General features: G+C 65.1%; 2 protein-coding genes. Both read left to right on the top strand.

From position 1 onward, the window contains the following. Positions 1-181 precede the first annotated feature (181 nt). A complete protein-coding gene (locus AADZ78_RS17225; RefSeq protein ID WP_085249969.1) occupies positions 182-2,425 on the top strand; it encodes an MMPL family transporter in 2,244 nt (747 codons plus the stop codon). A gap of 578 nt (positions 2,426-3,003) precedes the next feature. Further along, entirely contained in the window at positions 3,004-13,713 is a 10,710-nt protein-coding gene (locus tag AADZ78_RS17220) for a type I polyketide synthase (protein ID WP_085249971.1), read from the top strand. Positions 13,714-13,722 lie beyond the last annotated feature (9 nt).

The raw sequence follows: 13,722 nt of genomic DNA, 5'->3' as shown, positions 1-13,722 counted from the left end.
ACCGTCGCAGACTGCGCCTCGGTGATCCGATCGCCATGGACGGTAACCAATCCGAATGTTGTCTCGGCATAGCCGATTTGGAAGATAGACCGACACAGGATCTCGACCGCCCAGCAGCTCCTGTCGCAATCCGGGGTAAGGAAGTAGTCTGATTCGACTCCGTGCAACGGGAGGCCACCAGATGCTACAGGCATTCGCTCGACTCGCCATTTCCGCGCCGCGCAGAATCGTCGCCGCGGGTGTCCTCGTTATGGTCGGCGCCGGGGTTTTCGGCTTCCCCGTCATCGAAGCGTTGTCGGCAGGCGGCTTTGAGGATCCGTCATCGGAGTCGTCGCAAGCTCAGCGGCTGCTGGCGCAAAAGTTCGACCACGGCGACATGGAGATGATTGTCACGGTCACCTCTGATGCCGGGGCACAAAGCGACGCCGCCCGGGCCGTCGGCACCGAGATAGTCGCGCAGCTGAAGGCGTCGCCAGCGGTTACCCGGGTGAGCTCGGCATGGACCGTTCCGCCTCAATCTGCGTCGAGCTTGACAACCAAGGACGGTAAGACCGGGCTGATCGTTGCCGGCGTTAACGGTGGCGAGACGGGCGCTCAGAAGAACGCCGAAGCGCTGGCGAATCGGCTCGTCCACGACCGCGACGGCGTCACGGTGAAGGCCGGCGGCGAGGCCATGACCTACGTGCAGATCAATGACCAAACCGAAAAAGACCTACTGATCATGGAATCCATCGCGATGCCCGTGAGCTTCATTGCGTTGGTGTGGGTGTTCGGCGGCCTGCTGGCAGCGGCGCTACCGATGGCGGTCGGCGGCTTCGCGATCGTCGCCACGTTAGCGGTATTGCGAGCGATCACGTTCGCCGCCAACGTCTCAATCTTCGCTCTCAACCTCACCATGGCCATGGGTCTGGCTCTGGCCATCGACTACACGCTGCTGATCGTGAGCCGATATCGTGACGAGCTCGCCGACGGCCGCGACAGCGATGAGGCATTGATCCGCACGATGTCCACGGCCGGGCGGACCGTGCTCTTCTCGGCGATGACCGTCGCCCTGTCGATGGCCACGCTGGTGCTATTTCCGATGTACTTTCTCAAGTCATTCGCCTACGCGGGCGTCGCCGTGGTCGCACTGGCAGCGGTCGCCGCGGTGGTGATCACCCCGGCCGTGATCGTGCTGCTCGGCGATCGGCTGGACTCGCTGGATGTGCGCCGGCTGATGCGCCGGCTTCGCGGACGCCCCGAGCCGGAGCCGCGCGCAATCGAGGAGAGCCTGTTGTACCGCTCCACGAAAGCGGTGATGCGACGGCCAATTCCGATCGGCCTTGCGGTCGTCGCAGTGCTGCTGCTATTGGGCGCACCTTTCCTCGGGGCTAATTGGGGCTTCTCCGACGACCGGGTGTTGCCGAAGTCGGCCTCGGCGCGACAGGTCGGCGACGAGCTGCGCTCCAATGTTGCGGTCAACACGGCCACGAACGTGATCGTCGTGATTCCTGATACGGCCGGCGTTACGCCCGATGACGTGAATCGCTATGCCGCGCACCTGTCGCAGGTGCCCGACGTCCTGTCGGTGTCGGCACCAGGCGGGACCTTCGTGGGTGGGTCGCTGATCGGACCGCCGTCAGCGCCCACCGAGGTCAAAGACGGCAGTGCGTTCCTGACTGTGGTCAGCGCGGCACCGTCGTTCTCCGGCGCATCGGAAAGGCAATTGGACCGTCTCGACGCCGTCGGCGGTCCTGGTGGCCGCGCGGTGCAAATAGCTGGGAGGGCGGCGGTTAACCGCGATAGTGTTCATGCGGTCACATCGCGGCTGCCGATGGTCTTGTCGATTATCGCGGTCATCACGTTCGCGTTGTTGTTCTTGTTGACCGGTAGCGTGGTGTTGCCGCTGAAAGCCTTGGTGCTCAATGTCTTATCGCTAACCGCAGCATTCGGCGCGCTGGTCTGGATATTCCAGGACGGCCACCTTGGCGCGTTGGGTACCACGGCCAACGGCGCTCTGGTGGTCCACACACCGGTGCTGTTGTTCTGCATCGCCTTTGGGCTGTCAATGGACTACGAGGTGTTCTTGGTGTCGCGCATCCGCGAGTACTGGTTGGCCTCCAACCGAACCGCGGCGGACAACGACGAGGCCGTCGCGCTTGGTCTGGCGCGCTCCGGTCGCGTAGTGACCGCCGCGGCGCTGCTCATGTCAATCTCCTTCGCCGCGTTGATAGCCGCACAGGTCGCGTTCATGAGAATGTTCGGTTTGGGACTTACGCTGGCGGTGGTTGTGGACGCCACGCTGGTGCGCATGGTGCTGCTCCCAGCGTTCATGCGCGTCATGGGCCGGGCCAATTGGTGGGCGCCCTTGCCACTGGCCCGGCTTCATCAGCGCATCGGCATCAACGAGGGAGTAGACGTGGCCCCCCGCACCCTCGGCCAATAACGATCGAAACACCGTCCACTGGTGTGATTTCGATCGCTGAGCGCAAAATTGGTGACTACCAATGCGATTCGAATACGGAGCAACCGTTAAGGGGACGGCCGGTCCTCCGATTGGGGGACACGAATTCGGCCCGAGCGGCGGATATCCGTGCGATCACGGCACGCTCACACTGTTATCGCGTCCCATCGAAGAAAGCGAGAACACGATCGCTGTTTGGCAAACAGCCTGCAATCTAGCTCCGATGCCGCTCCGAGCGCGCCGCTGGTCGGGTGCGAAGCAGATAGGCTCGCTCGCGAACGCGGCCGTCGACCGATGTTGGTAATGCGCTCGCGCTACTTTGCCGATTGGGCCTGAAACCCTTCGTAATCAGGTCCTGATCGATCAGTTTGTTCACGTTAACGCCGATGTGGCTGGCAACAGCCCGGATGTGGACCCCGAGGTCAGCTCCCGCGTTCCCCGCCAGGAGCTGACGGCATGCAGAACAAGACCGTTCTATGAGCAAGGCATTGCTCAGTCACAAAATCAGGCCGCTAACCCCACGGGGCTTTCCTAGTACGTGGGATGGATAGGAGTTCCCGATGAAGTACCGTGTTGGCGCTGCCGTTGGACCCGTCGGCAGCCGTGTGCCAAACACACCCCCTCAATCACGGCTCGACGATCCGATTGCGGTGGTGGGCATGGCGTGCCGTTATCCGGGTGGAGTGGACTCTCCGGAGGGCTTGTGGAACATGGTGGCTCAAGGCCGCGACGTGATCTCGGGGTTTCCGACAGATCGTGGTTGGGATCTGGAGCGACTGTATAGTCCCGACCCCGATCGCATGAGAACTTGCTATACGCGTGCGATGGGATTTATCGAAGAGGTCGCAGATTTCGATGCGGGGTTCTTCGGGATTTCGCCGCGCGAGGCCTGGGCGATGGACCCCCAACAGCGAATCCTCCTGGAAACCGCGTGGGAGGCGTTTGAATCAGCGGGCATCGACCCACAAGCGTTGCGCGGCAGCCTAACCGGTGTCTTCGCCGGGATCATGGATTCGGGGTACGGTGAGGCCGGCTGGGATGACGCCGAGGGACACATAGGCGTCGGTACGCAGGCGAGTGTGATATCCGGTCGTGTCGCCTATGTGCTTGGCTTCAACGGTCCGGCGGTAAGTGTGGACACCGCGTGCTCGTCATCATTGGTGGCGATGCATCAGGCCTGTCAGGCACTGCGTAGCGGTGAGTGCTCGATGGCACTGGCCGGTGGGGTCATGGTGATGGCCACCCCGAAGACGCTTATCGAGTTTTCCCGCATGCGGGCGCTGTCCCCGGATGGGAGATGCAGATCATTCGCGGCTGCCGCGGATGGGGCCGGCTTCTCCGAGGGCGCGGGGGTGGTGTTGCTTGAGCGCCTTTCCGAAGCTCGCCGCAACGGCCATGAGGTGTTGGCGGTGATCCGCGGCAGCGCGATCAACCAGGACGGGGCCAGCAACGGGCTTGTCGCTCCCAGCGAGCCCGCCCAGGAGCAGGTGATCCGTTTGGCGTTGGCCGCAGCGGGATTGGGCGGGGCGGATGTGGATGTGGTGGAGGCCCATGCCACCGGTACCAGGCGAGGCGATCCCGTTGAGGCCCAGGCGATCTTGGCGACCTACGGCCAAGAACGCGATCCGGATCGGCCGCTGTGGTTGGGTTCCATCAAGTCCAACATGGGTCATCCTCAGGCCGCCGCCGGTGTGGCCGGGGTGATCAAGATGATCCAGGCCATGCGCCACGGTGTGTTGCCGCCGACCTTGCATGTCGATGCTCCCACACCGCAGGTGGACTGGAGTGCGGGTCACGTGCAGCTGCTCACCGAGGCCCAGCCCTGGAAGCGTGGGGCCCGGATCCGTCGGGCCGGGGTGTCGTCATTTGGTATCTCGGGCACCAACGCGCATCTGATCGTCGAGGAAGCGCCCCCCGCAGCTTCCAATCAGGCTACGTCGAGTAGTGGTGCGCCCCTGGCCGTGTCTGCGGGCCAGGCGGTGGTTCCGTTAGTGGTCTCGGCCAAAAGCGAAGCGGCGCTGCGTGGGCAAGCGGCGCGACTGAGCGCTCACCTGGCCGATCACCCGGAACTCGATGTTGCCGATATTGGGTTCTCGCTTGCCACGGGTCGATCCGCGTTCGATTACCGCGCCGCGGTGGTGGGTGCGGATCGCCATGAGTTGATGGCGGGCTTGTCGGCGCTGGCCACTGGGCAGCCCGCCGCCGGGGTGGTGACGGGTCATCCAATCGGCGGCAAGGTCGCGTTCGTTTTCCCGGGACACGGCCCGCAGTGGGAGGCCATGGCGGTAGAGCTGCTGGATAGCTCGCCGGTGTTCGCTGCGCAGCTGCGGGCGTGCGCCGATGCGCTTGCGCCCCATGTGGATTGGTCGCTGGAGGAGGTGCTGCGCGGCGGAGTGGCCGAATCCTCGTTGACCCGGGTGGATGTGGTCCAGCCTGCGTTGTTTGCGGTGATGGTGTCATTGGCCGAGTTGTGGCGTTCCTGCGGTGTGGAACCGGCGATGGTGATCGGCCACTCCCAGGGTGAGATCGCCGCCGCCTACATAGCTGGCGCCCTGAGCCTGCAGGACGCCGCCAGACTCGTCGCGCTGCGCGGCCGCGCCATCGCGGAGCTTGCCAGCGGTGGCGGCATGGCGTCGGTGGGTCTGCCCGCTGAGCAGGTCAACGCGCGGTTATCGCGTTGGGAGGGGCGGATCTGGGTGTCGGCGCTTAACAGCCCAACCTCGACCGGAGTCGCCGGGGATCCCGCGGCGCTGGCAGAGTTGGTGGCTGAGTGCACGGCCGAAGGCGTGTTCGCCAAGGTGCTTGCCGCGGACTTTGCCTCGCACTGCCCGCAAATGGAGCCGGTGAAAGAGCGCCTGATGGCCGAGCTGGCGACCATCACGTCACGCGCCGGGGATGTTCCGTTCTTCTCAACAGTCGTCGGTGCGCAGTTGGACACCGACACCCTTGACGCCGCTTATTGGTATCGCAACGTGCGCCAGCCGGTGCGGTTCGCCGACACCATCCGGCTGTTGCTGGAGCAGGGCTGTAGCACGTTCATCGAGATGGGTCCGCACCCGGTACTGGGGGTGGCCATTAACGAAACCGCGGAGGCAGCCGGGCAAGACCTGGCCGACATGGCGGTGCTGGGCTCGATGCGCCGGGGTGACGGCGGCTGGAGACGCTTTGCCACATCACTCGCTGAAGCCCAGGTGCGCGGCGTAACGGTGGACTGGACAGCCGTCTTTGCCCCGCACGGCCCGCAACGAGTCTCGCTGCCCACCTATGCATTTCAGCGGGAACGGTATTGGCTGAGAAGCTACAACACGGCGGGTACGGGTGGCGATCTGGCGTCAGCGGGACTGTCGACGCTAGATCACCCTTTCCTGACCGCGGGCGTGAACCTCGGCGATGATCAGGGATGGCTCTTTAGCGGGCAGCTCTCGGTTAAGGACCAGGCGTGGCTGATGGATCACGCCGTTTTTGATGTGGTGTTAATGCCGGGCACCGCGTTTGTGGAGATGGCGTTGGCTGCCGGTGCCCGCGCCGAGCTCCGGCGACTCGACGAACTCGTCCTCGAAGCGCCATTGCTGATCCCCGAAGACGGTGCGGTGCAACTACAACTGCTTATCGGCGGTCCCGATGAGGACGGTCGCTGCCGAGTGACGATCTTTTCGCGCCCGGAAAAGGCGCTCACTGAGGGAGCCGAGCAGTGGGTTCGCCACGCGACCGGCGCGCTGAGCGCCGACGCGGATGACCGCTCGGATTTCCAGCAATTGGTGTCCTGGCCGCCGGCCGGCGCGATGTCAGTGCATGCCGACTCACTGTATGGCCGGTTGGCGGAGATTGGGTTCCAATATGGCCCGGTATTCCAAGGGGTGCAAGCAATCTGGCGCCGCGGCGATGAACTGTTCGCTGAAGTCAGCTTCGACGGGGAACAATCGACCGAAGGATTCGGCGTGCATCCGGCGTTATTCGACGCGGCGCTGCACGCGGCTCCCGGCCTAATGGACGGTCAGCCCGGTCAGGTGCAGTTGCCCTTCGCCTGGGGCGGAGTGTCGTTGGCGGGTCTTGCGGATTCGGCGCTGCGGGTCGCCCTCGTCCCCACGGGCGCTGGTGGACTGCGCCTCACCGCTTGGAATCTCAACGGCGAGCCCGTGATTCGTGTCGACTCATTGGACGTGCGGCCGATTGAAGCCGCCCAGCTGGCCCGCATCGGCAGCCGGCGAACCGAGTCGCTGCATGTGGTGGATTGGACAACAGTCGACGCGGTGGAAGGTCGTCCGCGTATGGCGATCCTTGGCGGTGGGCTGTCGGATGTGGAAGCGGTTCTCGGTGAGGATGTGCAGTGTTACCCGGATCTGGTCGCGCTGACCGAGGCGGTTCGTGGCGGTGTCAGTGCTCCGGAGGTGGTGCTGACGGCGGCGGCGGTGGGCGGCGACGATGGGCTTGCTGCGGCTGCGCGTAGTGGGTTGTATCGCACGCTGGGCGTGCTGCAGGCCTGGTTGGGCGTTCCGGAGTTGGCGCAGGCGCGGTTGGTGTTTGTCACCCGCGCGGCGGTGGCCGTGGGTGCGGGGGAATGCCCGGATGTCGCAGCGGCAGCGGCGGAAGGGTTGTTGCGCAGCGCGGCTTCTGAGAAGCCGGGTGGGTTCATGTGGGTTGACCTCGACGACAGTGAGGCCTCTCGGCGGGGTGTGGCGGCAGCGGTGGCGCTGTCCGGAGAGCCGCGGGTGGCTGTTCGCGAGGGAATCGTGTTGGCGCCGCGGCTTGCTCGCGTCAGCTCTGAACCCGAAACCGATACGCCGGTATTTGATCCTGGCCGCACGGTGTTGATCACCGGGGGTACGGGTGTGTTGGGTGTGGCGTTGGCGCGTCATTTGGCCGCCGTGCATCAATGCGGGCATTTGTTGCTGGTCAGCCGCCGAGGCGCCGAGGCTGACGGTGCCGAGCAGCTGCGCGGCGAACTGGAAAAACAAGGCTGCCAGGTGACATTCGCCGCCGTCGATGTAGCCGATCGCGATCAGTTGGCCACGGCACTGGCTGCGATCCCGGCCGAATATCCGCTGGGTGCGGTGATCCACGCCGCTGGGGTGCTCGCCGATGGGGTGATCGAATCGCTGCATCGCGCCAAGGTAGAGCAGGTCTTGCGTCCGAAACTGGATGCCGCGCTGCATTTGCACGAGCTGACGGCGGGTTTGGACTTGTCGGCGTTTGTGCTGTTCTCTTCGGCCGCCGCGGTGCTGGGCAGTCCGGGGCAGGCCAATTACGCTGCGGCCAACGCCTTCCTGGATGGGTTGGCCCAGTATCGGCAGAGCCTCGGTTTGCCGGCGACGTCGTTGGCATGGGGCTTGTGGGGCGAGGCCAGTGGGATGACTGGTGAGCTTGATGACGCCGATCAGGCCCGGCTGCGACGCAGCGGGGTGGCGGCGATGTCGACTGAGTACGGCCTGGAATTGTTTGATCGGGCCTGCGCACGGAGCGAGGCGCTGCTGGTGCCCGTACAGCTGGACCCTGCTGGGTTGCGTGCCCAAGCCGAAGCGGGGATGCTGCCCGGGCTGCTCAGCGGGTTGGTGCGGGTGGCTGCCAAACGTCGACGTGCTGGTGGTCCGCTCGCGCAGCGACTGGCCGGTGTCCCCGAAGGCGACTGGGACAATGTGCTTTTGGCCGAGGTGCAGGGTCAGGTCGCGGCGGTGCTCAATCGCCGGTCTGCAGACGCGGTGGATGCCGAGCAAGCGCTCAATGAGATCGGCTTGGACTCGTTGGGCGCGGTCGAGCTGCGAAACCGCTTGGCCCAGAGCACCGGGCTACAACTGCCCACGACGCTGATCTTTGATCACCCAAGCCCCGGCGCGATCGCCAAGTTCCTGCGTACTCGCGTCGAGGGAACTATCGTCGGCGCCGCGGTTCCGGCCGCACCTGCCGCGCCAGGGCGTTTGGATGATGCGGTTGCGGTGGTGGGGATGGCGTGCCGGTATCCGGGTGGGGTCGACTCCGCGGATGCCTTGTGGGACATGGTCTTCCAGGGCCGCGATGTGATGTCTGGATTCCCAACCGATCGGGGTTGGGACGTAGCGGGGCTTTACCATCCTGACCCCGATCATGCCGGTACTTCTTATGCCCGTGACGGTGGGTTCGTGCAGGATGCCGCTGATTTCGACGCGGACTTTTTTGGGATCTCGCCTCGTGAGGCGTTGGCGATGGATCCCCAGCAGCGGTTGTTGCTGGAGACCGCCTGGGAGACCTTCGAATCGGCCGGCATCGATCCGAAGTCGTTGCGGGGCAGCCAAACCGGTGTCTTCGCCGGGCTCCTGGCGTCGCAGTACGGCGTGCATGCCGCGCGGGAGGTGGAAGGTTATCTGACTACGGGGCTTTCCGCGAGCGTGGCCTCGGGACGTGTCGCCTATGTGTTCGGTCTAGAAGGTCCGGCGGTGACGATCGATACGGCGTGTTCATCGTCGCTGGTGGCGATGCATCAGGCCTGCCAGGCATTGCGTGCCGGCGAGTGTTCGATGGCCCTGGCCGGCGGTGCCACGGTGATTGCCCATCCGGGTTTCTTCGTCGAGTTTTCCCGGCAGCGTGCGCTGTCTCCGGATGGGCGGTGCAAGTCGTTTGCCGCCGCTTCGGACGGGACCGGGTTCTCCGAGGGTGTCGGGTTGGTGCTGTTGGAGCGGCTTTCTGATGCCCGCCGCCACGGGCATCAGGTGTTGGCGGTGATTCGGGGCAGCGCGGTCAATCAGGACGGTGCTTCCAACGGGTTGACCGCACCCAACGGCCCATCACAGGAGCGGGTGATTCGTTCGGCCCTGGCCACCGCCGGGCTGAACACCGAGGACGTGGACGTGGTGGAGGCCCATGGCACCGGCACGGTGTTGGGCGATCCCATTGAGGCGCAAGCCATTGTGGCCACCTATGGGCAGGATCGTGATGCGGAGCGGCCGGTGTGGTTGGGCTCGATCAAGTCCAACATGGGTCACACCCAGGCGGCTGCCGGTGTGGCCGGGGTGATCAAGATGATCCAGGCCATGCGCCACGGTGTGTTGCCGGCGACGCTGCATGTCGATGAGCCGACGCCGCACGTGGATTGGAGTGCCGGTCAGGTGCGGCTGCTCACCGAGGCCCAACCCTGGGATGGTGGGGATCGGGTGCGTCGGGCCGGGGTGTCCTCATTCGGGATTTCGGGCACCAACGCCCACGTGATCCTGGAAGAACCACCGGCTTCCGAGCCGGCGCCCTCGTCACCCTCCGATGGGAATGTTTCTGACGATTCCAGCCCGATGCCGTTCCTGGTTTCGGCTAAAAGTGAAGTGGCGCTGCGTGGTCAAGCGGCGCGGTTGTGTGAATACCTGGCCGACCACCCCGAACTCGCTGTTGTCGATGTCGGATTCTCGCTTGCCACAAGTCGATCCGCGCTCGATCACCGTGCCGCGGTGGTGGGCACTGATCGCCACGAGTTGATAGCAGGGTTGTCGGCGTTGGCGGCTGGACGTCCGGATGCTGGTGTAGTGACCGGTCGTGTGGTGGGAGGCAAGGTCGCGTTGGTGTTCCCGGGGCAGGGAGCCCAGCGGGTGGGGATGGGCGCGCAGCTGTATGAGGCCTATCCGGTGTTCACTGCGGCGCTCGATGAGATATGCACGCAGTTTGATCCGCATTTGGGTCGGTCCTTGAAGGAGTTGTTGTTTGCCCCTGCGGGTTCACCGGAGGCGGAATTGCTGGACCAGTCGGCGTTTACGCAGCCCGCGTTGTTCGCGATCGAGGTGGCGCTGTATCGCCTGATCGAGTCCTGGGGGGTGCGGGCGGATTATCTGATTGGTCATTCGATTGGTGAGTTGGTCGCCGCGCATGTGGCGGGGGTGTTCTCGTTGGCCGATGCCTGCGTGTTGGTGGCCGCGCGGGGCCGATTAATGGGCGGCCTGCCGGCGGGTGGGGCGATGGTGGCGGTAGCGGCCTCCGAAGACGAGGTGCGGCCGACGCTGGAGGGCTTTGGCGGGCGTTTGTCGGTGGCCGCGCTGAACAGTCCCGAGTCCACGGTGGTTTCTGGTGACGCGGATGCCATCGAGGAGTGGGTGGGGTTGTGGTCGGATCGTAAGACCACGCGGCTCAAGGTTAGTCATGCGTTTCATTCGGCGCGCATGGAGCCCATGCTGGCCGAGTTCGGCGCTATCGTTGCGAAGTTGTCATTCGGCGAGCCGCGGATTGCGTTGGTGTCCAACCTGACTGGACGGCCGGCTACGGCGAGCGAGTTGGGTTCGGCGGACTATTGGGTGCGTCAGGTGCGTGAGACGGTGCGGTTCGCCGATGGTGTGGGCTTTCTTGCCGACGCCGGGGTCACCAAGTATCTGGAAGTGGGTCCCACGGGGCCGTTGAGTGCGATGGTGCGCCAGTGTGTGGGCGATGCGAGCCCGGCGTTGTCTGTTCCGGTGCTGGACGCGAATCGGCCTGAGACGCAGGCGGTGATGGGGTGTGTGGCCAAGGCCTATGTGCATGGGGTGGGCGTGGATTGGCGCGCAGTGTTCGGGCCGCAGCGACGGCGTGTTGGGTTGCCGCCGTATGCGTTCCAGCGGCAGCGGTATTGGTTGACCCCGTCGGCAGGCGTGGGGAACTTGGCGTCGGCTGGGCTGGCGGGTGTGGGCCATCCGTTCCTGGCCGCAGGAGTCAGCCTGGGCGATGACGATGGCTGGTTGTTCAGCGGACGGCTGTCTGTGGAGAGTCACCCGTGGCTAGCCGATCACGCCGTTCTTGATGCGGCGTTATTACCGGCCGCGGCATTGGTGGAGATGGCGTTGACGGCCGGCGCCCAAGCCGACTTCCACCGACTCGACGAACTCATCCTCGAGGCACCCGTGCTCATCCCCGAGGACGGCGGCCTGCAACTGCAGTTGCGAATTGGTGCTGCCAGTGAGCAAGGCCGCTGTCGAGTGACCATCCATTCGCGCCCGGAAAGCCCAACCAACAAGCACGGCAACGCATGGGTCCGGCATGCCAGCGGTGTGTTGAGCGCTGAGGCGCAGGACGGTGCGGGATTTGCTGAGTTGGTGACCTGGCCGCCGGCGGATGCGCAAGCGGTGCAGGCTGAGTCGCTGTATGACCGGTTGGCCGACGCGGGTTTTCAGTACGGTCCGGCATTTCACGGGGTGCGGGCGATGTGGCGTCGCGGTGAGCAGTTGTTCGCCGAGATCGCTTTGGATGCCGAACATGCCGGCGAGAGTTTTGGTGTGCATCCGGCGTTGTTCGACGCGGCGTTGCATCCGGCGGCGGGGGAGCTGGGCCCCGGGCAGGTGGCCAACGCGTTGCCATTGCCGTTTGTCTGGGCCGGGGTGTCGTTGTGGTCGCGAGGTGCCGCGGTGCTCCGAGTGATGTTGAGCCCCAACGAGTCCGGCAGCTTGAGCATCGCCGCGGTTGACGAGTCAGGAGCCCCGGTGCTTGCGGTGGATTCCCTTGATGTGCGCCCGATCGATGCCGCCGCACTGGCCGCCATGAGCAGCCCGGGGGTGGAGTCGCTGCACGCGCTGGAATGGACCCCGATCCCAACCGATGGCGCGGCCCCGCAGCGGATGGTGATTCTCGAGGGCGGGCCACTGAACCTGGTTGACATTGTTGGCGAAAACATCGAGCGGTTCGCGGATTTAGCACTTCTGAGCGAGGCGATCCGGGCCGGTGCCAGCGCCCCAGAGGTGGTGCTGACCGCCGCACCGATCGCAGGCGAAGGTGTCCGGAGTGACAGCGTGCGCGCTGGGTTGTATCGCACGCTGGACCTCGTGCGGGCGTGGCTGGGTGTCCCGGAGTTGGCACAATCGCGGCTGGTGTTAGTCGCCCGCTCGGCGGGGGTCGCTGGTGCGGCCGCGGAAGGATTGTTGCGCAGCGCGGCTTCCGAGCATCCGGGCCGGTTCATGTGGATTGATCTGCAGGACAGCCACGCCAGCGAGGCTTCACGGGCTGTTGCCGGCGCGCTGACGGTAACCGGGGAACCGCGTGTGGTGCTGCGTGAGGGAACTGTGTGCGCGCCACGGCTAACCCGCGTCACGGCTCGACCCGAACCTGAAACCGCGGTGTTCGACCCGCAGCGCACGGTGCTGATCACCGGGGGCACGGGCAGTTTGGGTATGGCGGTGGCCCGCCATCTGGCGAGCCGATACCACTGCGGTCGGCTCTTGTTGGTCAGTCGCCGCGGTGCCGCCGCCGAGGGCGCCGAGCAGTTGCGCGCCGAACTCGAACAACAAGGCTGCCAAGTGACATTCGCCGCCGCCGATGTCGCTGACCGCGACCAGCTCGCCACGGTACTGGCCGGGATCCCGGCCCAGCATCCGTTGGGGGCGGTCATCCACGCAGCCGGAGTGCTGGCCGACGGCGTGATCGAATCGCTGGATCGGGACAAGATCGAACAGGTGTTGCGTCCGAAACTGGACGCCGCGGTGCACTTGCATGAGCTCACCGCGGAGCTGGATCTGTCGGCGTTTGTCTTGTTCTCCTCGATCGCTTCGGTGTTGGGTAGTCCCGGGCAAGCCAATTATGTTGCGGCCAACGCCTTCCTGGATGGGCTGGCCCAGTACCGCAACGGCCTTGGTTTGCCGGCGACCTCGCTGGCATGGGGGCTGTGGGGACAAGCCAGCGGAATTGCCGGTCAGCTCAACGCAGCCGATAAAGTCCGTATCCAGCGCGCCGGGTTGGCCGCGATGTCCACCGCGTACGGCTTGGGTTTGTTTGACCAGGCGTGCACTCGCCCCGAGCCGCTCCTAGTGCCGGTCCAGTTGGATCTTGCCGCGTTGCGTGCCCAGGCCCGCATCGGGATGCTGCCTCCGCTGCTGCGCGGGCTGGTCCGGGCGCCGGCAAAACGCGAAGCAGCGGCTGCCACCCTGGCCCAGCGTCTTGACGGTGTCCCCGAATCTCAATGGGACGGTCTGCTTTTGGCTGAGGTGCGCAGTCAAATCGCCGCTGTGCTCAACCATGCGGGCCCCGAGGCGGTCGACCCCGCCCGCGCCTTCAACGAGATCGGTCTGGACTCCCTCGGCACGATCGAACTCCGTAATCGCTTGGCCCTCACCACTGGTTTACAACTGCCCACCACGTTGATTTTTGACCACCCCAACGCCGGCGCAATTGCGAAATACCTGCGCATCCGCCTAGCGAAGCCAGTCCTCAGTGGCTCTAGCGAAGGCGCTGAGGCCCAGGAGACCCATCCCGTCAGACGTCTGCGGCAAGCCGGTGGACTCACCTCCGCGACAGCTGACCTCACCGAACTGGATCTCGACGATCTCGTCAAGCTGGCCATGAACGAACAGGAAGTCCGCAAATGAACGATTCCG

Origin of the sequence: Mycobacterium riyadhense (genome assembly GCF_963853645.1) — a bacterium.
GTDB classification, from domain to species: domain Bacteria; phylum Actinomycetota; class Actinomycetes; order Mycobacteriales; family Mycobacteriaceae; genus Mycobacterium; species Mycobacterium riyadhense.
Note: the sequence above shows the minus strand (reverse complement) of the source record. Positions and strands in the feature narration are given on the sequence as shown.